General features: G+C 42.3%; 24 protein-coding genes and 1 tRNA gene. 11 read left to right on the top strand and 14 right to left on the bottom strand.

Annotation, left to right across the window (positions count from 1 at the left end):
- Positions 1-300: 300 nt before the first annotated feature.
- Both PNK_RS00285 and PNK_RS13665 read right to left on the bottom strand, forming a co-directional pair.
- The gene (locus PNK_RS00285; RefSeq protein WP_059059553.1) at positions 301-843 is read right to left on the bottom strand and encodes a histidine phosphatase family protein; all 543 of its coding nucleotides are present in this window, start codon (positions 841-843) and stop codon (positions 301-303) included.
- A complete protein-coding gene (locus tag PNK_RS13665; protein ID WP_197560216.1) occupies positions 840-1,730 on the bottom strand; it encodes an NUDIX domain-containing protein in 891 nt (296 codons plus the stop codon). The genes PNK_RS00285 and PNK_RS13665 overlap by 4 nt, the downstream gene beginning before the upstream one ends.
- 452 nt (positions 1,731-2,182) lie before the next feature.
- Here PNK_RS13665 and PNK_RS00275 point away from each other — a divergent pair, with 452 nt between their 5' ends.
- Positions 2,183-2,449, top strand: coding sequence for a hypothetical protein (locus PNK_RS00275; RefSeq protein ID WP_059059551.1), 267 nt, complete (start codon positions 2,183-2,185; stop codon positions 2,447-2,449).
- 51 nt (positions 2,450-2,500) lie between these two features.
- Here the strand turns inward: PNK_RS00275 and PNK_RS00270 are convergent.
- A tRNA-Ala gene (locus tag PNK_RS00270) sits at positions 2,501-2,573 on the bottom strand.
- Between the two features lie 589 nt (positions 2,574-3,162).
- Between PNK_RS00270 and PNK_RS00265 the strand changes: the two genes are divergently transcribed.
- The 5 genes from PNK_RS00265 to PNK_RS00245 all read left to right on the top strand — a co-directional run bounded on the left by PNK_RS00265 (position 3,163) and on the right by PNK_RS00245 (position 9,626).
- Positions 3,163-3,645: a hypothetical protein gene (locus PNK_RS00265; protein WP_032124735.1), complete on the top strand. Its 483-nt coding sequence runs from the start codon at positions 3,163-3,165 to the stop codon at positions 3,643-3,645.
- 139 nt (positions 3,646-3,784) lie between these two features.
- Positions 3,785-4,978: an amino acid aminotransferase gene (locus PNK_RS00260; RefSeq protein ID WP_059059549.1), complete on the top strand. Its 1,194-nt coding sequence runs from the start codon at positions 3,785-3,787 to the stop codon at positions 4,976-4,978.
- 22 nt (positions 4,979-5,000) lie between these two features.
- Entirely contained in the window at positions 5,001-6,182 is a 1,182-nt protein-coding gene (locus PNK_RS00255) for a rod shape-determining protein MreC (RefSeq protein ID WP_059059547.1), read from the top strand.
- A 73-nt stretch (positions 6,183-6,255) separates the two neighbouring features.
- On the top strand, positions 6,256-7,164 hold the full coding sequence (locus tag PNK_RS00250) for a glycosyltransferase family 2 protein (protein ID WP_059059545.1): 909 nt from the start codon (positions 6,256-6,258) through the stop codon (positions 7,162-7,164).
- A gap of 356 nt (positions 7,165-7,520) precedes the next feature.
- On the top strand, positions 7,521-9,626 hold the full coding sequence (locus PNK_RS00245; RefSeq protein WP_059059543.1) for a hypothetical protein: 2,106 nt from the start codon (positions 7,521-7,523) through the stop codon (positions 9,624-9,626).
- A 65-nt stretch (positions 9,627-9,691) separates the two neighbouring features.
- Here the strand turns inward: PNK_RS00245 and PNK_RS00240 are convergent, their stop codons facing one another.
- The 4 genes from PNK_RS00240 to hemF all read right to left on the bottom strand — a co-directional run bounded on the left by PNK_RS00240 (position 9,692) and on the right by hemF (position 13,391).
- Positions 9,692-10,555, bottom strand: a complete 864-nt coding sequence (locus PNK_RS00240) for a class I SAM-dependent methyltransferase (RefSeq protein ID WP_059059541.1) — start codon at positions 10,553-10,555, stop codon at positions 9,692-9,694.
- Positions 10,556-10,834: 279 nt separating this feature from the next.
- Complete coding sequence (locus PNK_RS00235) at positions 10,835-11,674, bottom strand: SAM-dependent methyltransferase (protein WP_059059539.1); 840 nt, start codon at positions 11,672-11,674, stop codon at positions 10,835-10,837.
- 157 nt (positions 11,675-11,831) lie between these two features.
- Positions 11,832-12,515 (bottom strand): outer membrane beta-barrel protein, encoded by a 684-nt coding sequence (locus PNK_RS00230; RefSeq protein ID WP_059059537.1) that lies wholly within the window; start codon positions 12,513-12,515, stop codon positions 11,832-11,834.
- A 75-nt stretch (positions 12,516-12,590) separates the two neighbouring features.
- On the bottom strand, positions 12,591-13,391 hold the full coding sequence (hemF, locus tag PNK_RS00225) for an oxygen-dependent coproporphyrinogen oxidase (RefSeq protein WP_059059536.1): 801 nt from the start codon (positions 13,389-13,391) through the stop codon (positions 12,591-12,593).
- Between the two features lies 1 nt (position 13,392).
- Between hemF and PNK_RS00220 the strand changes: the two genes are divergently transcribed.
- From PNK_RS00220 to PNK_RS00210, 3 genes are all read left to right on the top strand, one after another.
- On the top strand, positions 13,393-13,584 hold the full coding sequence (locus PNK_RS00220) for a hypothetical protein (protein WP_059059534.1): 192 nt from the start codon (positions 13,393-13,395) through the stop codon (positions 13,582-13,584).
- Positions 13,585-13,703: 119 nt separating this feature from the next.
- A complete protein-coding gene (locus PNK_RS00215) occupies positions 13,704-14,441 on the top strand; it encodes an SIMPL domain-containing protein (protein ID WP_059059533.1) in 738 nt (245 codons plus the stop codon).
- Between the two features lie 122 nt (positions 14,442-14,563).
- Positions 14,564-14,908 (top strand): hypothetical protein, encoded by a 345-nt coding sequence (locus PNK_RS00210; protein ID WP_059059531.1) that lies wholly within the window; start codon positions 14,564-14,566, stop codon positions 14,906-14,908.
- A 37-nt stretch (positions 14,909-14,945) separates the two neighbouring features.
- Here PNK_RS00210 and PNK_RS00205 read toward each other — a convergent pair whose 3' ends face one another.
- Positions 14,946-15,383 carry a YchJ family protein gene (locus PNK_RS00205; RefSeq protein WP_059059529.1) on the bottom strand — a complete coding sequence of 146 codons (438 nt, stop codon included), beginning with the start codon at positions 15,381-15,383 and terminating at the stop codon, positions 14,946-14,948.
- Between the two features lie 167 nt (positions 15,384-15,550).
- Here PNK_RS00205 and PNK_RS00200 point away from each other — a divergent pair, with 167 nt between their 5' ends.
- Both PNK_RS00200 and PNK_RS00195 read left to right on the top strand, forming a co-directional pair.
- Complete coding sequence (locus tag PNK_RS00200) at positions 15,551-16,372, top strand: inositol monophosphatase family protein (RefSeq protein ID WP_059062291.1); 822 nt, start codon at positions 15,551-15,553, stop codon at positions 16,370-16,372.
- Between the two features lie 87 nt (positions 16,373-16,459).
- Positions 16,460-18,523 (top strand): hypothetical protein, encoded by a 2,064-nt coding sequence (locus tag PNK_RS00195; protein ID WP_059059527.1) that lies wholly within the window; start codon positions 16,460-16,462, stop codon positions 18,521-18,523.
- Positions 18,524-18,629: 106 nt separating this feature from the next.
- On the opposite strand, the gene PNK_RS00190 is transcribed toward PNK_RS00195, so the two are convergent.
- From PNK_RS00190 to PNK_RS13255, 6 genes are all read right to left on the bottom strand, one after another.
- On the bottom strand, positions 18,630-20,189 hold the full coding sequence (locus tag PNK_RS00190) for a hydantoinase/oxoprolinase family protein (protein ID WP_059059525.1): 1,560 nt from the start codon (positions 20,187-20,189) through the stop codon (positions 18,630-18,632).
- A 12-nt stretch (positions 20,190-20,201) separates the two neighbouring features.
- Complete coding sequence (locus PNK_RS00185; protein ID WP_059059523.1) at positions 20,202-21,260, bottom strand: DUF917 domain-containing protein; 1,059 nt, start codon at positions 21,258-21,260, stop codon at positions 20,202-20,204.
- The gene (locus PNK_RS00180; protein WP_059059522.1) at positions 21,247-22,527 is read right to left on the bottom strand and encodes a cytosine permease; all 1,281 of its coding nucleotides are present in this window, start codon (positions 22,525-22,527) and stop codon (positions 21,247-21,249) included. Before PNK_RS00180 ends, PNK_RS00185 begins: the two co-directional genes overlap by 14 nt.
- Positions 22,528-22,550: 23 nt before the next feature.
- Positions 22,551-24,017 (bottom strand): hypothetical protein, encoded by a 1,467-nt coding sequence (locus tag PNK_RS00175; protein WP_059059520.1) that lies wholly within the window; start codon positions 24,015-24,017, stop codon positions 22,551-22,553.
- Positions 24,018-24,269: 252 nt separating this feature from the next.
- Positions 24,270-24,404 (bottom strand): hypothetical protein, encoded by a 135-nt coding sequence (locus PNK_RS13830; RefSeq protein ID WP_269446520.1) that lies wholly within the window; start codon positions 24,402-24,404, stop codon positions 24,270-24,272.
- 122 nt (positions 24,405-24,526) lie between these two features.
- Positions 24,527-24,709 carry a hypothetical protein gene (locus tag PNK_RS13255; protein ID WP_158021645.1) on the bottom strand — a complete coding sequence of 61 codons (183 nt, stop codon included), beginning with the start codon at positions 24,707-24,709 and terminating at the stop codon, positions 24,527-24,529.
- Positions 24,710-24,812 lie beyond the last annotated feature (103 nt).

Raw genomic sequence — 24,812 nt, 5'->3', positions numbered from 1 at the left:
GTGTTGCATGGAGGCCTGCAAGAAAATGAGGAATAGGTTGAGCAAGTCTGTCTCTTTCTTCCTCTGAAAGATTGGCATAACAGGCAGTCTCTCAAAGAGGAACAGCAATCTCTCTTCAAGAAAAACGAAAAATCAAATTTTCATTGATTACAAAAGCCGTATTATCCTAGCCTGCTCCCAATAACCGAATTTTGAATAGAGGAAGGTCAAGAAATTGTTCCCAAATCAATTCAAGCGCCAAGCGAGGTTCTAGTATCTGCTGAGGTTCCCATTGATGGACCATAGCGATCTCGTGTTCCTTTATGAGAGCTTAGTTGCAATCCATTTTTCATAAGTTCCAATCGAAAAGTGGACAACTATGCAATTACTAACTGCCCACTCATGATTTTCAATGCCCATCATGCAACAAACAGCCCAATGGATACCCCCATGAGCTACGATCAATGAAGGTCCGGGTAAAGAAAGAGCATGGTTGATCCCATCTCGTACTCGCTCCATAAAAAGACGTGCTTCGCCACCACTAGGAAAAGGAGAATACATGCCCAAACGCGTCATCTCTTTCCAAATTTTTCCGGAGCATTCACCAAGATTGCCTATTTCATAATGAGGTACTAACAATCGTGCACCAATGATTTCCTTGGTTTCTTGTGCTCTTTTCATCGGGCTTGCACAAATGGTTTGAATTGGCAGGAGAGCAATCATAGGCTCAATAGCTGCAGCCTGATTTCTTCCAACCGTATTTAATGAAATATCCTCAGGATGGTCTCCTTTTCCTGCACCTTCTAGGATATTATGATCTGTCTGTCCATGCCGAACAAAGTAAAACTCCTTCTTTAAGATCATCGATCCCACCCAATTTCAGAATAAAATTCTCCTTGCACAATGTGATCCAAAGCAATTGCGACATAGTCAACAATATTTGAAGGCAACACGCTGACAGGAAAAAATTCCAATTTTTCACATTTCTCAGACTCAAGATTCTTGATGACCCCATGCCAAGATCGGCAATCGAAAAACACATCAACGTTCAATCGATTTGTTTTTCGATGCATCACGTGAACAACATTAATTTGTGAAGAAGAGAGTTCTATTCCAATTTCTTCGCGAGTTTCTCGGATCATTGCTGTCGATGCCGGTTCACCATCTTCAACGTGACCAGCTACTAAACCCCACATGCCATCGCAATAACCGGTATTCTTTCTTAAGTAAAAAAGAATCTCGTCTTTATGTCTCAAAATAAGATAAGCGTTTACGCTAGCACCAGAACGCTTCTTTATCAGCGTTTTACGATAGTAGTCTAAAATTTCTTTTCCTCCAGCCATCAATGGCATTTCTTCCAGATCTTTTAAAGAGGCCCATTTGTAACTTTCATGTTCATTGGAGAGGCAAATATCAGGCATTTGATCGACCTGAACCTTAAGCAGATGGTAAACATAATCGACTGTTGGCTTTCTGATGTATAATGCTCCTACATATCGAACTTGCGATAGGTGCTCAAGAGAGATCCCAGTCTCTTCCGATAATTCACGAACTGCAGCTTGTTCTGGCGTTTCTTTTTTTTCCAGTTTCCCACCAGGAACCCCCCATCTGCCAGGCTCTAACTTATTGCTGGCTCTCTGCAGCAGAAGAAGCTTGCTGTCTAACTCAAGATAACAAGCCGCAACCTGTACTTGAGGTGAAAAACCTTCAGGCTTTTTTTCATGTATTTCTATATCTATTGCTTTTTTCATAGCCTCAAATAATACCCTGTATTTTCCCAAAAAACAAGAGGTGAAGCGTACGAGTCTATTTTTTTTAATTTTGTAAGAAAAACGTGCTATAATTTCTTACATAAAAATAGCAAGGTCTTGATTTTGAGTCAATTACAGATATAAATAAATGTTTATATTAGCAAAAAACCTGAAGGAGTTACTTGCATTTGTAAGAAAATGGTGGAAAAAAGCGGAAGAGGTATGTGAGAGCGCTGTTCGCAATCAAATTATGTCGATACTAGAAACATCAGCATTGAACGTATTAAACCCGAGCAGGCAAAATTCGAGTTTTTAAAAGACCCCCAAACCAAATCGCCAGTAATTCTTTTTCATTATCCATCATCACTGCAACAGGGCTTGCCTATATCAGGCGTTCTGTAAAGCTCGAGTTCGGCTCTCTGACTGATCAGTAGCGATTTCTTACGGGAGAGATGGACCCAGATTCTTATAAACGGCTGATAACGCATGCCATCGAGCAAATTGATAGGCTAACGATCCAAATGAGCGATCTGGAAGTCGCAAACACTGCTTTCGAAAAATATACCCGCTACGGGATGAGTCTTTTGAATGATTTGACTTGGTATTTTCAAGAGGCCGAAACGCACGCTCGACGAAAATTGCTTGGTTCGATCTTCCCGGCAAAATTAGTCTTCAAAGACAGAAATTATCGAACCAGCGCATTGAATCCAGCGGATTAGAAAATGAAAAAGCCGAAGACATTGCCATTTCTGAAAATGTCTCCGGCGATATGGAGCGTAACGGAGTCGAACCGTTGGCCTCAACAATGCCATTGTTGCGCTCTACCAACTGAGCTAACGCCCCAAAATTAAGAAGATTCATATCTTAATTCAGTCGTTTTTTTTTAAGCAATTGAAATCATCACTCGACACAACGTTTAACACTTAAAAAAATGCACTTGAATGTACTTACAAGATTAATCTTGCCGTGTGAAAGCTCGCAACAGCTTAAGTCGCTTCTGGATATGTTAGGCTTCTGCGATTCCTTTATCAAAAACTCCAAAAAAGATCCTGTAGCCGTAATTCTCAAGCTTGAAGGATGTGTCTTATACACCTAGTTTTTAAATAGAATTAGCTTCTTTTAAACTATCCGGAAGAATTGTTCGATCGCTCTTATTTGCCCCCAATTGCCTGTTTTGATGAATAGACACTCTCTTTAACACGTTGAATTATTCTGTTCCTTAATTTTTAAAAAGATAGAAAACAAAATAAATTCACATTGAAATCAATCGATCAACAATTAATAATAAACAAAATCAATAATTCATAAATTCAATAGATTAAAAGTATCTAATCATGATTCACCTATCGAATGCTTCCAATAGTAGACGCCTGCTTCATGCAGAACCACGGCCTACTTTACGTGAGATTTTTGTACTCTATTTAGGTTCTTTATGATTGCAGCCATCCCTTATTTCAATGGTGCCTTAACCTTGATAGATAACACCTTTAACGTATTGGGTTACTTGCCCAAATGCTCTTTGCCCCATTTTCACGACTCCGTGACAACCTGGCGTTGGCGCTATGGAGCGGCTCAGACAGTGATGGGAATCGCCCTTTTCACCTTGAGCGTCTCAGCCGAGTGCTTGAGCCGCCAAACTCAACATGCCAAATACTTGACCATTTACCAGCAAGCAATGTCTTTGGGACTTCTCTACGCCAACCATGGTGTGTTTAATGTCGCCCGTGCCATGATTGAAAAACAAGGGGGAAGTAGATTGACATTTGCCTATGATTTTTATGGCCGCAAATGGTTGCCAGCGTTAGCACCCGCTTTTGATCTGCAATCGCAATTATTTGAAAGAATCAAGCAGATATTGGATCGGCTCTATTTTGTGACCCTGTTTCCTCCGCAGATTTCATTCAAATTAAATTAGGAGTAAGTATACCACTGCAAACTCCTTGAATAATAAACAATGATGCATGAAAATCCGACCAAAACTCTAAGAATTGGATGATTCCACGTTTATGAATAGTAATCGCATCAACTCTTTTGAGTGAAAACCAAGGATTGCCATGTCATTTTTTAATGATACTCCCTTACTGCCGGATGATCCCATTTTAAGCCTGCCCATCCTCTTTGCAGAAGATCCCCGTCCGAATAAAATCAATCTTGGCATAGGTGCTTATAAGACTGCCGATGGACGTCCACTCGTTTTAACATCAGTCAGAAAAGCTGAAAGTCAAATCCTCCAAAAGCAACTTAATAAAGAATACCTACCAATTGATGGAGATGAAGGCTTCCTTAAAGAAGCGCTTCAACTTCTTTTTGGCCGCGAACACCCCATACTCCAAAGCAAAACGATTGTAGCAGCTCAAGCGATTGGAGGATCAGGAGCTCTACGCCTTGGTGGAGAGCTTTTGGCTAAGCTTGTGAGTAAAACAATTTTTCTGTCGCAACCCTCCTGGTCAAATCATAAGCAGATTTTTGAAAAATCTGGTTTAAATGTCGGCAGCTACCCCTACTTCGATCCAAAAACCTATCAATTAGACTTTGCAGGAATGTGTGAAGCAATTCGCAACATGCCTCCAGGCAGCGCCATTCTTCTGCATGGATGCTGCCACAATCCAACGGGACTCGATCCAACATTCGATCAATGGAAGGAACTTTCCGCCCTGATTAAACAGCAAAAATTGATCCCTTTTTTCGATATCGCCTATCAGGGGTTTGGCCAGGATTTAGATCAAGATGCGCAAGCCATTCGTTACTTTGCAAGCCAAGGGCATGAAATGGTGGTGGCGTATTCCTTTTCAAAAAATATAGGGCTCTATGGAGAACGGGTAGGTTTTCTTACTGTCATTCCAACCAGGCCTGATTTAGTCGCCAATATTGCCAGCCAAGTAAAGTTTTTAATTCGTTGTAATTATTCCACTCCTCCGCTGCATGGCGCCCGCATCGTAGCAGCCATTTTAAAGTCGCCAGAATTGACACAAGAATGGAAAACCGAATTAAAAAACATGTGTGAAAGAGTCAAAGAAATGCGTAAAGCATTAATTGCTGCCTTGCTCGTCAAAGCGCAAGACAAAAATTTCACTTATATGCATCATCAGAGCGGTCTTTTTTCATTCAGCGGATTAAATAGCGACCAAGTCCTTCGCCTAAGAAAAGAAGCCGCCATTTATATGCCAAGTAATGGACGCATCAACATTGCAGGACTAAATACGCAAAACATTGAATGCGTTGCAGAAGCCCTTTTATCAGTCATGTAGAACCTAAAAATAGCACGTAAGCTTGAAAAAACAATTTGCCCTTTCTTATCTCTTTATTTTTATAGCCTTACTAGTCTCTTTGAGCCTTTCCAAGCCCGCGAGCGACAAAATGAGGGGACGATCAATCGCCTTCTTTGCTCCTTTATGGGATAAGCTACTAATCGCAAAGCACTTTATTTTGCATCCCTTTCAGCCCACGCCCTCACTCACCGCCCTCTCTTTGGAAGAGATCAATCAAAAGCTTGAATTGGAAAATCAGTTGTTGAGCAATGAACTCGCTCATCTGCATCAATTATTTTACCATCAGCAAAACCTGCAAAATCAATTGAATACATTAGCCTCCATCACCTCTAAAGAGGCTCAAGCCTTGCTACCCGAATATCAAAAAATACAGCAGCGCCTTGCCAGAAATCTCAAACTCCAGATCCAAGCCGTGCCAGCCAGGGTTTTATTTCGCTCTTTTGATACGTGGAATAATTCACTTTGGATCAATGTAGGCGAGGCTGATAACCCCGCCACCGGCAGCAAAATCATTGTTAACAACAGCCCTGTTTTGATTGGCGAAGCTGTCGTTGGCGTCATTGATTATGTTGGCCAGCATCAATCCCGCGTACGATTGATTACAGATTCAGGACTTGCCCCTTCCGTTAGAGCCGCAAGAGGAGGCGAACAAGATGTTCTCGTCGAAGAGCAGGTCGAAGCTCTGTTGAATCAACTTCAACGAAAAAAAGTCAAAAGTATGCCTTCAATTGATCAAGAGCAGCTATCCAAGCTTTTGAAAAACCTCAAAGACTCTCTTCAGCCTCAAAAGAAAACATGGTACCTGGCTAAAGGGCAGCTTCAAGGCAGTAGAAGACCTATAGGAAGAGGCGATGCCTTTATTTTAAAAGGAACAGGATTCAACTACGACTTTGACGATGAAGAAGGAGGTGGGCGTGATTTGCGTACAGGCAAGCCTCTGAATGAGCAAGGATCCACAGTGCCTATTTTAAAAATGCATGATCTCTTAGTAACAACGGGCATGGATGGAGTCTTTCCCCCGGGTCTTAAGGTAGCTACAATCAATAAGATCCATTTATTGAAGGAAGGAGACTATTTCTATGAAATAGAGGCCAAGCCTTTAGCCCCCCATCTGCAAGGCCTTTCTTTGGTTTTTGTCATACCGCCCGTCGGATATGAACCAGCGGACAGTGCAAAAAATTGATTTTTCTTTGCATCTATGGTTTAATTTCGAAAGCAACACCCGTAATGTAATCTGATCCTAATGCAGGTTTTTTATGCACCCCTCCTCTATTGGCGTACTCATTCCGACTTTTCAAGCAGCAAAACACCTTCCCTTCTGCCTGCCTCCACTGCTTCAATCTCCCCTAAAACCACGCGTTCTTCTGATCGACTCTTCTTCTACAGATGGAACAGTAGAAATCGCGCGCTCCATGGGAGTCGAAACGATCGTGATTCCCCAAGCAGAATTCAATCACGGCCTTACCCGTGAAAAAGGAAGGGCTCATCTAGGCACCGAAATAGTCGTCATGATTACTCAAGATGCCTATGCAACCTCTCCTCATATGTTAGAAAAACTCATTCACCCCCTAATCAACAAACAAGCATCAGTCTCATATGCAAGGCAGCTACCTCATTTTGGAGCCGGATTCTTCGAAACATTTCCTCGCCACTTTAACTATCCATCTACCAGCCACATACGCAGCATCGACGATATCGATACCTACGGCGTCTATACATTCTTCTGCTCCAATTCTTGCGCCGCCTATCTCAGCACTGCTCTAGACGAAATCGGTGGATTTTCATCTGTTTTATTCGGAGAAGATACGGTTGCCGTCGCTAAACTTTTACACTTAAAGCATCGCATTGCCTATATTGCTGATGCTGAGGTGCGTCATTCTCACGACTACACCCTAAAACAAGAATTTAATAGACATTTTGACATTGGGCTTGCAAGGCATTCGTATCAACATCTGCTTCAAAGTGGCGGAAAAGACACCAAACGAGGACAAGCCTATGTCATGTCGATGCTAAAAACACTTGGAAATCAACACCCCTCTTTAATCCCCTATGCCATCATCCAGACAGCCATAAAATTCATTGGATATCGACTGGGACAAACCTGTACCAATGCCCCTCTCTGGTTCAAAAGAACATTAAGCAGCCAAAAGTTTTATTGGAAATAGTATCTCTGAGGATCCCTTAATGCGACCTTGTAATAACACCATATCCAACTGAAATTAATCGATACTACGCTTATTTATTTTTAAATAGATTGTTTATTAATGTTTTGCTAGAATTTGTAACTTATTATTATTAACCTGAAATTTCGAGTTAGATCGAGTTAGATATGTTCGAAGAAAGTCTAATAGCGGCTTGACTATTATCAAGGAGCAATTTTTTGGCAAATAGCTGCAAAATGTTTAAATTTCAAGTAGATGAGCCAAAAAAATCAGGTTTATAAGAGTATCTTGTGCAAGTATAATGTGTTAAGGATAAATAAGGTGATAGTTTCCAACCCTCCAACTGGTTTTTTCAAGCAATGAATGTAGTACCGATCAATCAACAGCACACACAGCCGTGGACTGTTCGAGCTAAAACGTTTGTTCAATCCGCTTCCACAATGACGCTTTTAGCTGGAGGGGCGCTAGGTTCAGCAGCTTTGCTTTACCAGCAGCCACAGCAATGGCTTTTCACGGCAACATCTGTCAGCCTTATGAGCCTGTACGCCACTCCCAAAATTTTGCGACATGGAAATACTTGGATGGTAAAGACAGCCATTGCTGTCTCATTAGCTGCTTTGGGATCGTTAGCCCTCGGTGGATCACTCGTTGCTTCTTTGACTATGGGAAAGGCGTTAATCATCTCGTATCAAATTAACTCTTTAACAGCCAGTTTGTTTTCTTCCTTTTTCTTTACAGGGTTAGTTGGCTATGCCATTCCGCATAGCTGCAGCATACTTCAAAAAGGCCATAGCATGCTGAATCACTCATACTGGCAGGCACGGTTTGCTTGCCTGACCAAGCATTTTAACAATCTTCCACAATTGGGATGCGGATTCTTACAAACGAACATTTTGCCCTATATTAGCTTATATGCAGCTTTAGTAGCCCCCAATCAATTTCAGAGTTTGTGTCAAACGCTATATATTGATCCTCAGCCCTATCTGCAGGCGGTAATTAAAAATTCTCTTCCTCCAGGAACAAACCAATTAAACATCATTCAAAGATTCTTTGGACATCTTCCCCCTGCCCAACAGCAAGATGGAGAAACCAGGGGCGAAACAATAGCTGTTGTATTAGACAACCTCAAATACATCTTAGATTATCTCAGTCCCGAAGAGTTAGATGCAGAAATCGATTTACTGTTAGACCAAAGTTGTCAAATCGTTCCACTACAGCTCTCAAGGGAGGAATTCCTCTCTCTCTTTCAAGGTTCCACACAAAGAGCCATGAATGCTAAAATTGAGCATTTCCTGAACCAAATGGCCGGCCTTCCGGCTCAACAGGAACGCTACAATCAACTGATTGCTGAAAGCGAAGGATTAAGAGTTGCAATTGAAGAACAAAGGGTTATAAATGGAGCGCCCTATTCCCAACAGCTGCTGGAGCTTGATCAGCGCTATATGCAACTGCGGTCGGAAATAGAGCATGTCCATCGACAAAGGCAGAATTGGAAAAATTTTCGCCTCGCTTTAGAAGGAATTGATCGCAATCTTTTCCACCATTTTGCCCGCTTTGAAGAAGTTGAGCAACTTCTTCAAAATCAAGCTGCGATCAGATCGTTTGAAAGCTTTTATCTATCCATGTACGGATTCAATCCTCAAGAAGAGCTGTCTTTGATTGACCGCATTCAGCGAATCACGAATCTTTTAAATGAAAATGCGGCCTTAAAAGCTTGGTCTTTTTTGGGATCCGATAACTGCGGTTTCGAAGCCGATGATTATAATGAGCTGTGCCGCTGGCTAGGAGTTCATTCATTCAATGATATCGAAGCCAAGATGGTTGAAATTGGATTAAGTACAGAAGAAGATTTATACGCTAACAATATTTTACCTCGCCAGCTGATCATTCCAAAAGATCAAATTAAGAACAGCTTACGGCAATACATTGGTGAAAGATTAGAAAGCCAAGGGACTTTTAGAAATCGAGTTTATCGAGCTTTAGCGCAAGTAAGCCAAATTCAAGTCAGCGCTATCAGCAAAAAAGTCTCCCAAGTCATTTATCGCGCAATCACCATAGGACTCATTCTCGTCCCCGTCTGTCTGTACCCTATTGCCTCTGGGATTGGTTTTGGATGCGGACTGATATACTTTATATTAAAGAGATTTGGAAGAGATTTCGGGGCAGCCGTAGGAGGAGTGGAAAATGCCTTATTCGGCGATAGAATAGCCCAAATCGTCACTAATTTTGCCACCGAACGCAACCTTTTTTCCCTTTCGTTGCAATCCAGAGAAAATATGGAAACCTTTAGCCAGTCAAATTTGTTCGGACGCATGCGCATGATTAACTTTGAAATTTTAGCGACGATGGCCATAACATACTTACCCGACTCTTTATGCCACGACTTTCATCCTATCGGCACGCTAGGACTGGGAGGATTTATTCAAGGCTCCGTCTTAGCGAAAGAGGTCATCAACCTTTTCTAGAAGAAATCTAGGCAATTGATCTGACCTGGTTTAACATCCCATGGTCAGACCAATCAAAAAACACATTAGGCTTTCTTGCTGGCCGTGAGCGCAAAGCAAGGGCCATGACAGTGATTAAGCTCTTCATAATTAATTTGAATGTCCGTAAAACCTACATGCTTGCAAGCATCTAAAATAGCTTGCCGCTTCAACCAATGGCTCGTACCACCTGGTCCTCCGCAAAACACTTTCCACGAACGAGACTTGTAAGTATATACGTGATTTTGATAGCGGAACCCTTTATAATTCGCCTCTTCTACGGCTGAAAAACGAGGCTTCAAATAGGTATTTTGATTGCAAAGCTTCGCATCAAAGTAATGCGTCCATAAAAAGACTTTTGATGCCCGTCGCGAGATTAAATCCAATAACTCCACTGGATTTTGCATGTGATAGAGCACGCCTGAAGCAAAGCAAATATCAAATGACTGCGAAGAGTGGCGCAGATATTCCATAAAATCGCCGCAAAGAAATTTCACCCGATTTAAATCCAGCACCTCTTTCGCAATTAAGCACTTCATGTAAGCCCTGGGATTGGCTTCTACCGCAGTGATGGATGCAGCTCCCTGCTTTTGCAGCATATGAGAATGCCCCCCTTCAAAGGGCCCTAGCTCTAACACCGATTTTCCTACGACGCCCCCCAATTGCTGAATACCCCACTTTACCTTGACATCGTTGAATAGGTCAGCCTCTCCCGCTTTCAAGGCTTTTGAAGGGAATTTCGAAGTCCATTCACCTCGAAAAATATCGATTGCATTTTGATGGCTTGGAGCCGTTTGAAAATATTGATCCCAAATTCCTTTGCGCATATTAAATAAAATATTGCATGAATCTTTTAATCGTTTCTGCGCAAGCTGTGCACGATTATTTAAAGCCTTTAGATAATTAACCATTGCCATCCATCTCAAGTTAAAATTAAACGGTTGTAAAACCCCACTACTACTCTGGCATGACCCTCAAGGGCCATCCCCAAATCGGCGAATATTTCTACTTAGTAAAAGTTATTCAGCAATACCTTTTTCAATGAAATAGCCCTTAGCTTAGATCTAAGAAAAAACTTCTCATGAATCGATAAATAGCTGAAAGTCAAAGAGAAAATCCTAGAAATCAGTCTATCCTGACTTTCCTAAGATAGCGCTTTAGATTTAGCATATATTAAAATTATGGGATTATTATTTTTTGGCATAAAAAATCCCATAGGACCACAACCCCTTCTTCAAGGTTGGATACTGGCAACGCGCACCATGGAGATTTTCTGTCTGCGCTGCTGTACGCAAGCCAAGCCACTCACCTATTTTAGATAAAATGATTGCGGGTCCGGCACACCAATATAAACGTTTAGAAGAAGGGATGACATGAGAGGTAATATCGTCAAATACAATGTTTTGAAACCCCTCTTGGATCAGGTAAGATTCAAAAGAGGAAACCATGGTTAGTTGGCTGACTCCCCAGCCTTTGAGCCATCTTTCCATGTCGACTAAGTCTTTGCCCATATAAGAAGCTTGATTTGCAAAGCCATCAGCAACAATTAAGCGGCCATTTCTTTTTAAAAGACGCCAAGCTTCTTTAATAAATGCTCGCTTATCGTCTGCATGACAAATGCTTTCCAATCCCCAAACAACATCAAAATAGCCGTCTGAAAAGCGGGTGTGGCAGTAATCCATGACTTCGAATGAAACCAAAGATTCAACACCCATGTCGCGAGCGTTCTTTTCAGCAGCATCAACTTGCTTTTGACTTAAAGTAATCCCAACTACCTCACAATTGTAGGTTTGGGCTAAAAAAATAGAGCTTCCACCCACTCCGCAACCAGCATCTAAGATGCGATCACTTGCATGGATGGAAGCCTTTTGAGCTAACACTTCATTCTCTCTTCTTAGAGCATCGCGAAGCGTTTTAGTGGTCTCATCCCAATAGCCAGCATGCATGGCACGGCTATGATTCAAATCCCATAAAAGCTGATAATCAATCTCACACGTATCATAGTAATGAACGATTTGATCTTTTCGCATTTTCTTTCGGTCTGCAATTAATTTGATTTTTTCAAATTCTTATCAATCACCCTCAAATAAATAGCGCAACAAATACAGTAAATACAAGTCATTTTCAGACAATAATATCTCAAAAAAAACGCATTGGGCACAAAAGCGCCGCTTATGAAAGAAGCCTCTAGAAGTAATAAGCAATGCCTAGTTTAGCTCCTTTTCCACGAAGACCATGCTTTTCCTTAGACACTGTAATGTTATAGCCCACACCAAAACTCAATGACCAATTTTCATTAAGGCTGTAATCGATTCCAAGAGAGTAATTCGGCCCGCAAGAATGGCTCTTATCAGATATGAAAGGTTTAATTTTTGTATGGGTATGACTCCAAGCATATTGGTAAAGGCCAACTAATGTCCATTTGTCAGTTAATTTGTAGGAAAATTCTAAACCAACAAAGGGGCTGGAAGAGCGGAAGCGCTCTTTTAAGTTATATAAATGAAACTCATCGAAATCGACACGCAAGTGCAAATAACTGAACGTGACGCCTACAGAGGGTAATATGGCTAATTTTTCAGTAATCGGAGTATAATGCCCGACTCCAATTGTGAAGGATGCGATCTGTCCCTGTCCTTTCCGTTCACCTAAAATAAAGCCCGGCTTTATGCATAGTCCTCGCCACACCAAAATCGTCGCATCACCTTTAATCGCACCCATGCGAACGGTGTCTTCCGTCTTTCCAGATTCGAGAATGTCAATCGAGAGAAAAGTAGGCCCAATATCAACTTTACCTTTGATTTCAGCCGACAGAGAAACACTTGCAAAAATCGCACTGACTAATAAAAAGCGGAAAAAAGTCTTTGTGATCATAGATATCCTATTATCGTTTATTTAGCTCATCTAAGGCATGATCGCATGAAACAGCATCGTCTCAGATGAATAATTTTACCATTTGACAAGCGGCGGCATCGAACAAAGAATGGCCTCAGGGTTGCCTCCCGATTGAAATCCAAATTTTGTGCCTCTATCATAAATTAGATTAAACTCGGCATAATGCGCGCGCTGCTGGAGCTGCAACTCTCGTTCTTCAGCCGTATAGGGCTGATTCATTCTTTTTTGATAGATGGGTACAATAGCTTCAATGAAGGATCGTCCAACGGCTTGCCACAATTGTAGATCAGCTTCAAAATCACCCGTATTATAATGATCAAAAAAGATCCCCCCAACCCCTCTTTCTTTTTTGCGGTGGGGAATGTAAAAATACTCTTTGGCTTGTTTGAAAAATTGCGGATATACATGAGAGCCGAATGGAACAAGAGACTCTTCAGCTATGCGGTGGAAATGCTCAGTATCTTCAGCATAAGGAAATCCCATCGGAGTCAAATCATATCCTCCCCCAAACCAATACCGATCCTCTGTTTCAATAAAACGAATATTGAAATGGGTTGTGGGAGCGTGGGGATTGGACATGTGAGTAATTAAACTTACCCCAGTCGCAAAAAAAGGCCCTTTCCCATCAGCTAATGGAAAAGTAGGACCGCCGACTCCTGACCAGTTAACAGCCGCTTTTTCAAATACATTTCCACGCAAAACAGCCATTTCGCCACCACCTTCCTGATGATGCTTCCACGGCTTGCGTTCAAAAGTGGTCGATTGTTCGAGTTCCTCAAATGCACGGATGATAGTTTGTCGCAGTGATTTTAAAAAATCGACCAGTTCTAAACGACGAGGATGTGGAAAAGACATAATGGACCTCTTTCTTTTGAAATTGGAAATCGATTTTAAAAACCCCTTTGTTTTAGAGCCAGAAAAAAACGAAGGAAATCGACCTTCTCCTAAAATCAGCGAGGCTCCTGAAAAAATCTTGCCGACTACAGCTTTCAATGAATGCATGCAAATCCGAGTAAAAAGAATGGACTTCATTGCGCTTCTTTTTTAATCTATTGAACCTGCACACAATACATCTTAAATTGACATTCAAAAACAAGCTACGGGCAGACGCTCGAATATAAAGGATGCTATTGATAGCATCCTAGCCGAAAATGAGGAGAGAGAACCATGCAAAAAACAGCTCGAGAAGGCTTATGGGGTTTTGGCTTACTGATTATGCTAGGCCTAATTTTATCTGTCTATTTAGTGGCTTCAACACTACAAACGATCATCCTGAAGCAAGGGAAAATTACAGTTAAAGGCTATGCTGAGCGCAAAATTGATTCAAATTTTACCACTTGGCAAGGGAAACTCAATGTCCGCTCAGACACGCTCACTAAAGCCTATGAACAACTTAAACAACACCTAGATGGAGTTAAAACCTATTTAAACAGACAAGGCATTGACTCTAAGGAACTTTCAATCTCCCCTATCTACACCTCGATACTCTACAAGTCAGACAGGAATGGGCATTCTACACACGAAGTTGAAGGCTACACCCTATCTTGTGATCTTACAATCAGTTCGAACCAAGTCGAACGTGTTACACAAGTATCAGAGCAGGTAACAGAATTAATTCAAGAAGGCATTGAGCTCTATTCTTATAAGCCTCAATACTTTTACACTAAAATTGACGAGCTCAAAATTGATTTGCTTGGAGAAGCTGCAAAAGATGCCCTAGCACGTGCTTCTCAATTGGCGACTAACAGCGGAAGCCAGGTTGGCCTGCTCCGCTCTGCTACCCAAGGAGTCTTTCAAATCACTCCCGCTTATTCGACAAGCATTTCTGACTACGGCGAAAACGATACATCGACTATTCAAAAAAGCATCAAGGCTGTCGTTACCATGGAATACGGGATCTATTAAATAGGCCGTTCTCAGGACATTGAATTTCAATCGGCTCAAGACTTTTTCTTTACCTTTTAAGGACCAATTTTTAATGTGAAATCAATTAAAAATTGGTCCTTCTTCTTTGGAGATACTTGCACATGAATTCAAATTCTCAGCGCCTCCTCATTCCTCTTCGTCAATTTTTGAAGAGGCTGACTTTTAATATCTTGCTTGGCGTGACGATAATCACAGTATCTCTTTTTTTGGGAATGTTGGGCTATCGCCATTTCGAAAATCTTTCCTGGATAGATGCTTATGAGAATGCAGCTATGATTTTATCCGGCATGGGCCCTGTCTTACAGCCCAAAACCGATTCCGGAAAAATTTTTGCAGGCAGTTACGCACTTTTTAGCGGAATTATTTTTTTGGGAGTCATCGCACTTATCCTGGCTCCAGTTATCCACCGTTTACTTCACCGCTTTCACGTGGATGAAGCAAAATGAAGGAGCTTTTTACCAATCAAAACGAATTTCGGATGCATCACAGTTTTTTTGCCTCATCCCAAGAAAGCTTTCCTTTGGCCAATTGACCATCTACATATAGCCATGCCAGCCCTTTCCTCCTAAAACGACTTTTTTCTGTAAAAGAAAGATCAGTCTGGTCCTTACGTAAATGAGCAATAAAGACCACAAACGCCTCATCGCCCCGTTCTTCAAAATTCAGGATTTCTAGCTTTTCAAATAGGGTCTGCATTGAAAAATGATGAATATTCGCCAACCATGACTTCTGATTGGCAAGATAGTAAGGACTTGCTGGATCTGTCGTAGCTATAATATAAGGCGCTAAATCTAAGGCATAGGCAGCAAAACGTGAACGCATCAAAGCCAGCGCTGTTTCTGGGATTTCTCCGCGATGGTAGCGTTGACAACACATTGGATAAGATTTTCCGCTGCAGCAGGGACAGAGCCGATCTTTCATTTTAAACCTGAATGTTGAATGTAATTGTAACTAGGGCGAGTTAAATTGCTATCGCCTAAATTCAACCTACCTAGGAAATAATCTTGAATGTAGGCATTATGAATTTTGATGACATGCCCTACAAGCATTATCAATCTAATGACACGCCCTTTGCAACAGGTTTTCGCATGCACGACTCAGCTCAACTGTCCCACTGGTTATCACTTGCCACTAAGATCGCCCATCAAGCAGGAACCATTCTAAAAAAATATTGGGGAAATCTACAATCTATCCAAGAAAAAGACTTCCCGGGCGATCTTGTCACAGAAGCAGATAAACAATCAGAGCAGCTCATCGTCAATGCTTTGCAAAAAAAATTTACAAGCCATCAAATTCTTGCTGAAGAGTCTGGACTTTTCACAACAGAATCGGAGTTCATCTGGGTAGTGGATCCGCTCGACGGCACAACTAACTATGCCCACCAATATCCCATGGTTGCCATTTCTATTGCTCTTCTCCATCAGCACATTCCCCTCATTGGGATCGTCTACAATCCTCTAACAGAAGAGTTTTTTTCTGCCGCCCAAGGACTTGGCGCATACTTAAATCAAAAACCTATTCGCGTTTCTAACTGTACCTCTCTAAAAGATAGCCTGCTGGCAACTGGATTCGCTTATGATAGAAGAGAAACAGAGGATAATAACTATGCAGAATTTTGCCGCTTTACTCACTTAACCCAAGGCGTGCGTCGAGCAGGATCAGCTGCACTAGACCTAGCTTACGTAGCCTGCGGCAGACTGGATGGCTACTGGGAACGGGGGCTAAAGCCTTGGGATATGGCTGCAGGCACCTTACTTGTGCAAGAAGCAGGCGGAAGAGCCTCCAGCTACAACCTGGATCCTATCGACTGGTCATCAGGACGCATCCTCGCCTCAAACAGCTTTTTACATGAGAAAATGAGCCAAGAGCTTCTATTTCCAACCCAATTTAAAAAATTAAGACTCAACTAACACAAGCAAATAAATAAAATACTTACGTTTTTAAAAAGTTGAGACTATTATTTAGTTTTTAATAATTATCTTAAAAGCAAAAATAGTATGGTAAACGCCGTTTCTCTCGCCTCCTCCTATCTTCCCCCAATGCCTCACGTGCAAGAGTTACGCCGGGCAGCTTCGCTGGGTGCGCTAGCAGCAGCTGCCTTGAGTTCCATTGCACTCGCTTATTATCACCCCGACAGGTGGATACAAGCAGCAGCTCTTACAGTCAGTGTACAAGCCCTAACTCTTCCTGCTCTAATTAAAAAGGCAAAAACTGATTGGCTAAGACCCCTATTGATCGCATCAATGCTCGGTACCACTTGTCTTCTGAGTGGTGGCATGATGGCCAGTGTTTTTAAACATAGTGCGGCTCTCCTAGGAACTTTAAGAGGGGCCCGCTTCACAAGTACCGTTAATGAATTCATGTGGGTTAGCAGTCTGATTGGATACGGGCTTCCTGCTTGTCAAGTCATCTTTGATAAAATGAAGGAGCTTGCACAGTTTTCCCAATGGAGTGATAAACTTCGCCATTTAAAGACACATTTAGAACAAGAGTTTGGAAATAGGAGAGGATATTTGAGTCAGATGGTACAAGGCAGCTTGATGCTCGCCATACTGGCTTTGCCGAATTTGATTCAACATTGCTTGATCAGTCTTTGTTTGCTTTTAAGAGTCGATAGTGTTCCTTCGTTATTGATGATGGAGGCAAGTTCGACATCTCGTGGAATTGAACGCTTGAAAGAGATCATGAACACTCTCAAGTTCTTAAATCGCGTTGCTGATTTTTTCTCAATATCACTTGCAGACAATGTAAGAGAAGCGATCCATAGCCAATTAAAAACAGCCTTATTTCAAATCGACAGCGAAAGAGACCTGCAAAAAGCCTTTGCTCTTTTACAAAATGATTTAATTCCCCTTATTCCTTCCTGGCAGACACCGGAACAAATGATCGACTTATTTCAAGGCGAGTTTTTAATTGTCCTGAATGCTAAAATTGAGGCATTTATTCAAGACATTGAAAGCGATACAGGAGCGAGAAACCGACTCATTCTGGATTACGAGGTATTCGAACAAGAACTGCAGGCTTTTGAGCAGGCTCGTACCAATCGAGCCCCTCGACAAGAGCTCTTAACCAGAAGAGATCAACTTCTGCCTAAACTTGCCCAGCTAAGAGCAGCCTCCGAGAAGCTTCTTATGTCTAAGCAAGTATGGCAAAATTTTTTCAATTTTTTTCAACTTGTCGAAGAAGATGCTTTGCTTCGTTTAACAAATCCGCAACGCCTCATGAACTTCTTTGAGGAGCATGCTCCCGATTTTCTACGCATTCGAACTATCTATCACTCCTTGACAGGAGAAATAAATCAACGTTTTCAGCGCTGCATCAATTTATTAGTAAACGAAGAGGAGGCTGAAGAAGCTGTCTCCGCCTGTTTATTTTTAGGTGCCGAAAGATGTGATTTCAAGATAGGAGATTATCAGGACTTGCAAAGATGGCTAAATATACATTCAATGCCTGAAATTGAAGATAGGTTAAATGCTATCGGCCTGCAATTTGAAGAGGATCTATACATCAACGGCATCATTCCAAGAAGGGGCTTGATCGATAAGCAAGCTATAAAAACCAATCTTAAAGCTTATATTGACCGGCATCTGGAAAGAGAAAGAAAATGGACAACCCGCTTGTATAAATCAATCTCGCAATTGAGGCAGACAACCCCTTCGCTTAATGCTATGGTCGAAAGAATCATCCAATTTACCTATGCTGTTTATTTAAAAGGCCTGATTTTGCTCCCTGTTTTGCTGCACCCTGAAGCAGCAGCCCTTGGTTGTGCGATCCCTCCCTTAGCGGCAGTTGTACGTCTTTCCCCCTTTTTAGAGAGACTCTCTTCGCGTGAAGACATGCGAGTGTTTATTTCATCTGCTCGCCTGTGTGCACGGCTAAATCTCATTACAATTACCTCTTCAGAATTTAATCGAACAACATTTGATAATGGCAATTGGATAGCTCGTACACGCCTTGTATACTGGATGGCTGTTGCAACTTTTCTCTTGAATTCGTCGTTTGGAAGCTTTCTAGAAGGAGTTGAAATCGGAAAAAACCTCGTGAACCGCTTTAACGCATAGATATTAGATTGCTTTCAAACTTCATTTAGGACAGGAAAAGGGATTAACACAGAGGCAGAGAGTGACACTCTGCGCTAATCCCTTTACCCGTGCCTCACTGTAGGCTTTAGACTTCTAAACGAGGGCCTGACGCAGTTACCAAGACCTTCGCCAAGGCATCCGTTGTATAGGCAAAAGGAAGAATCGACAAACTGGCAATGCGAATTTGGGAGGCATCGGCCCCTTTTTTAATCGCAGCTTGAATGGCTTGATTCTTCAATCCATCGAGTACAGCCTCCCGCTCTTTCAACGATACCACGCTATCGATTACACCAGACACTTCCGCTAATCCAGCACCATAAGCATTGGCTATGCCCGCTCTTTCAGGAATAATCCCTTCCAACTCAAAAGCTTCAAATAAGGGTTGAAGTAAAGAGGCTCCACCGCCTACAACAATGACTGGTATCCCCTTGCGCTTGCCTTGAATGACTTTGATAGATTGATAAACTTGTTTACACACATGTCTGATTACAGTTTGTGCCTCATCTGGCTTCAATACAATCTTTGACGGCATCCCTCCGCTAACACTAAAGTGGCCCGCCGCGACTGCCGCATCTGTAAGAGTTAAAATAGATCCTCCAAATACTTGAGAACTCGTTTTTAGATATCTAGCAACGCTATTTGGACCAATTTGAATATCGCCTGCCTCCCAATTTTTAATTAAACTTCCTCCGCCTAAGGCTAAAGAAATCATGTCAGGCATGGCAAAGTGCAATGGTATTCCACCAATGGTTGCAGCCTGCAAAGAAGAGCGGGCATACCCACCCTCTATCAATCCTATATCGGTCGAGGTCCCTCCAACGTCCACAACAATGGCTTCATCTAATCCGCAGAGTCTGGAAGCTCCAATAAACGAGTTCGTCGGTCCCGCTCCAATAGTTTTAATGGGAAATAATCGAGCTTCGGCCAGGCTCAAAAGGCTTCCATTATTTTGAGTCAGCCACACAGAGGCGCAAATATTGAGATCCTGAAGAATCTGTTCAAGCTGGGCAAACCCCTGCACAATCACTTTTTTGAGAGCGGAATTGAGCAAGGTTGCATTTTCCCTTTCAATCAAACCGATCCCTCCAATTTCATGCGAGAAGGAAACTGGAAAATCACTCCCAGCCAATTCCTTAACCAAGCATCCTATAAGCCTTTCTTGCTCACCATTTAGCGGTGCAAATGCGCCTACAATGCTTATGGCCTCAACACCTGCATCCAACAACTTTTCAATGGCGTCTCTTGCTTGAATCAGGCTGAATCGCCTTGAGCCTCTTGCATCGCATTCATACCCGCCATCAATTACTTGTGTGGCTCCGATGACCTGCTTTTGCAAGGCTCTTGGCCATCCAAATCCAGGTGAAGGAGAAAGAGGCTTAGCATCAGAAATTCTAATCAACCCGACTTTCAAAAGCTGACTCCCCTCTAAAATCGCATTCGTTGCATGGGTCGTTCCCATGATTACAGTTTTGATGCAAGCAGAGCACAAGTTGGCCTGTTGAAGGACATTTTGAATGATGCCTTTGACTCCATCTGTTAATGGATGCGTCGTTGTCCCTTTCGCCCATGCTGCCGTTTTTCCGCTAGCATCGAGTAATACGGCATCTGTATGCGTACCTCCAATATCAATCCCTATCGTATACATGACCATGTTCCTTTACTTATGTTTGCCAATAGATTCAAATCCAAATACCTCAGGGCCTACACAAGCAAGTCCTGCCGCCGTCTGCCAAATGACAGGTGCCGGGAAAGTACAAACGGAGACGGACAGCCCATACCTTAGCCTTTCTATGGGCACGGGCATGCCATTTTCTTCATCAAAAAGAGTGATGATGGTAGGCGTCGTCGCTAAGTAGCTACCATTGTGTTCGACGGCCAAAAATTCATTCTGGTAGTGAATTGCCCATGTTTGCTGGCCTTTTTCTACGACAGCTTTTCCTTTTAAAAAGGAATCTTCAAGTCTAGAATCGATATCTACTAATGTACCAGAAAACAGCACCTCTCCTTGCCAGGGTCGGATAAGTTCCGCTAAAGAAATACCCCCTTGTGCTAACACAGCTTTTCCAATTTCGATGGCTAATGAAAGCATTCCCTTGATCAAGGTTTGCTTAGCTTGCTTGCCTTTCATCGGATAGGTACAGACTGCAGCACTAGCACCCATCGCTGTAGTCAGAGCCCTCAGTTGTCTTTCCATCTGATAGTCATCTTGAGAAGAGACAACGGCATGATTGCCTACACTGTCGGCAATAAATGCAGGAGATGGGGAGAGGCCGGCGAGACGACAGACACTCATGTGCATCTCTGGAAATGCTCTGCCGAAGGTATCTGCATCTAAAACTGGCAGCCCAAGTCGCCCTGCCACAGAAAAAGGAGCCATCGCATTCGATCCTCCAATTTCAAAAGGAAGGATCGCCGCTACAGACAGCTTAAAATGCGCTTGAATCAACTCAAAGAGTAAAGGAAATTCGAGTCCGCTTGGAAGTTTTTCCAAACAGACTAAAGGCGCCCCCATGTATCCAATAGGTACAACTAAATCTTGATCGTCTATGTCACCCACTTGCAACAGAGGAACTGGGCCATAGAGCCCGATATTTTCTTTGGCGATGAGCAAGTCATAGGCCGGATCGCCCCCGCCTCCCGATCCCAAGACATTTGCTCCTACGGCTAAGGCCTCTAACTCTGCTTCTCCAATGGTCATTATGTTAAGCGTTTTCACAGCTTCTTTCCTCCAGGAAAAATTGATTTTTTATTCTCTGTACAAGCCTTTGCAAAAAATAAGAAACGATTAAGGTAAAGGCAGCAACCAATCCCGCATCCAGCACCGGAGCACCCGACCCAGCTAGAGATAAAGGATCAAGCCAAGAGCGTAAGCCAACGACAATTCCGGCCAGCCAGGCCAGCCAAGATAGGGCTGGATTCGCTGCATAGCCGCTTGATTCCAAAAGATAGGCTGTTAGAATAATCCCGCCCATAGCGACAACAAAAATGCCCATTAAATCTAAAACGGATGCAAAACTTTCCAGCAAGGGAATGGTGATCAATCCAAGCCCAATGAGCCCAGCAATTCCCATCGCCGTACTAAAGGACAGTTTTTTGGATAAACTTCGCAAGCTCAATAAAGCCGAATAGAGATTTACATTATTCGTCGTCCATCCAGCAATCAGCATAAAGAGCACAACCCACACTTTCCATCCAAATGCAGCTGAATAAGAAAGAGCCTCTCCAATTGTTGCTGCATGTGTTCCATGATAAAGGAAAACACCCGCTAGTTGAACAAGCGGCATGGCAACAAGATAAGTGGAAATAGAGGCCCAAACAACGGCTTTTGGATGGCTGGCGTGCCTATAAAAACTTGGCAGATCAATTGTCGCTGCAATGGATGACGCAAAGACAAGGGAAACTCCTTTACCATCCCACCAGTTAGCAGGGATCTTGACCATTTGTTCGATTAATGGAGTCTGATCAACCAAATAAACCGCATAGCCAATTGTAAAAACGAGCAGAGGGACGCAAAGATCGGCCATGCGAGTGAGAAAAGTTAAGCCCCAAAAAGCTCCCATGATTATTAAACAGGCCAAAATCAAGCTAAAGATTAGTATCCATTCTTGTGAATTAGCTGAAAAATGGGGATCTAACTGTTTGACAAGCTGGTAGAGATCTGTTCCCATGCACTGCGCCTGGATGGCAAACCAGCCAAGCATCGATAAGGCAAGAGTAATTCCAAAAAAAACTCTTCCATAACTGCCAAAGTAGAAAAACGCGTGTTCAACTGTTGTCGTCTCTCTTTTTAAACTTAAAAAGCCGGCAACTAAAGCCAATCCAAAAAGAAATAGGTTGCCCCATACTATCGACCATACAGTCGAAGCTGGATCTTGATACTTGGCTAGTTCATAGCCAACTAAGAGCAGGGGGAGGCAAATAGCTCCCCCTACTTGAACGCTGGCCAATTGTCGCCAGTTTTGCCTTTGTAGTGCATTTTCCACTGATTGACTCCTATGCCATTCATCTATTTTAAATCTATCCATTTAGCCGTCTGCAAATAGAGTTTGTCGGCTTCATCTTTCATTTGACGCTTAAATGTATCTGCAAAAATATGAGAAAGAATCAAAAGAGATTGATCATGGAATGCACAGCCACTCGCCTGCGCCTCCAGCTTGAATCGATCGAGTTTTTTACCCTCTTCAACATATTGAGAGTCTTTCAGGATTGGAATGACCTCAGATGGTTTTTGATCCAAACTCTCTGCATCACTCGTATACTGCTTATGCTGCGCCCCATCCAACTGGCAAAAGTGAAGGAAATCAAACCCCTTCATGAGCCTTGCGAGATAGTCACAGGTCTTTTCTTGCTGCACCTTCTTTCCACTTCTTTTTCCTTCTACAACAATGACGGGAAAGTCCGCGCCGTCATTCGGTAAAAGCGACGGTTTAAAAGCTTTTGTCTTTTGATCCGGTATGAGCAAAAAAGCGGCTTCAAATGGTGTAGATGGCTCTTGATAGCGATGTGCATGCATGCATTGCTTAATCTTTAAGAGCACGACAATGTCTTTTTGGCTGCAATAGTGGAAAACCGACGTTAAGCTGTAGTAGTCAGGCAATTCGACTTTGCCATCTACCTCCTTTTTGTTTGCAACCAACATCGTGTGATTAAAAATGTCTCCGATGGCTTGCATTTGGTCGATGACAAAATTGGCGGAAGCAAGCGTTAAATGCTTCTTGGCAAGTCGATACACCTCTTTGTCCAAGAGATTGCAATTCAATGCTTGTTTACTTACTTTTACGACATGCTTAAGCGCGTATTGGCTGATCCCATTTGCAAGCGTCGTCTCTTTATAAACGGCATCCTTTTCGGCTAATACCTCCTCGCAGTCTGCACAAGCCACTTTGTCTGCTGCCTTGACCTGCTTATAATCTTTGACCAATGTCAGCATAAAAGCATTAATGGCATAAATTAAAGAAGAGGGAAGCTCTACTGACAAGTCAAATTGAATAATGACCTTATCCATATCAAATTCAAAAGACGTTGACTGTTGAGAATCCTGCAATGCGTGAATGTCTTTAACAGGTGTTAAAAACTCGGACCCATTACCCAACATTTTTTTGCCTTTTTGACACCAAATCACAAGCTTTTCATTCAATGCCGAAAGAGTCGTTTGTTTTTCTTTTAATGACTCCTGAACCAAACAAAGTTTTTCCATAAGGACTGAAGAAGGTGCTAAAAGCTCTTTAGCCAGCATCACCAATCTAAAAGCTCTCAAGTGGCAGGAGCAGTCTGTTGCTAACGCATCAAAAGAACTCAATTGTCCTTTCTTAAGCAAGTCCAACGCCTCATAAGCCAGGCCGTACATAGCCGTAATCGCGTTTAGATTTTTTTGAAATATGCCTGGCTTGCCTAAATCAATTTTTTTGACGGGTAAAAGTAACTGGGGGAAAAGCACTGGAGCTTGATTCCCTGAATGAGATTGTATATTCACAATTAATATCCTTAAAATAAACGTGTTATATAAAAAATGTATTTTTATCGGCAAAACCGTGCGCATGCCAAGCCGGAACCATGGCGCCATCTGCTGTAGAGCATGAAGTAGAGCATGAATAGGTGCTCGCTATAGTTTCGACTTAGCATCAACCTAGGTCGTAGGCAGATACCTAAAACTTAAGGCTCTTCAAACCAAGTTGCTAATGAACGAGGCTTTTTAGCGATTCAAAAATGTGAAAGGGAAAAATGATTACGCGTTGCCGCGACCGCGCAAAGAAGTGCGCGCGAAGACAAAAATAAAAGACATGCAGATTTGGATAACACAGTGGCTTGCAAAGAGGAGGGGCCTTTGCATGGCAGCCTTGATTTGACTAGGATAAAACATATTAAGCCCTTAACAATTAGGTTTTTAGTAAAGACAACATTTAAATGATTTGAGGCTACATGCCTTCAGAATTACCGACAAAGCAAAGATAAGGCTCTTTGAGAGCTTAGCTTTCATTTTTTTTAATTAGGCGAATAAAAAGTAAAAGAGGGGAATAGGTATTTACGCGTTGCCGCGACCGCGACCGAAAGAAATAAAAGAGGAAAAGAGGAAAAAAGAGAAGCAGCCAGATGCACATCTTTTGCACAAGCTTGCGCTGGCAACAGCCCCTTAGGATAAGTGGAGAGTAGATGTGAGTGCTTCATAATATGTTCAATTTAATGGTAATTGATGACTTCGATTATAATCATCTCCATTATTTAAAGTCTAATTTTTTTTAAAACAAGCTTTTTTAGTATCTCTAATGCA

It is taken from the genome of Candidatus Protochlamydia naegleriophila (assembly GCF_001499655.1).
Classification (GTDB): Bacteria; Chlamydiota; Chlamydiia; order Chlamydiales; family Parachlamydiaceae; genus Protochlamydia; species Protochlamydia naegleriophila.
This window is presented reverse-complemented; position numbering and strand designations above follow the sequence as displayed.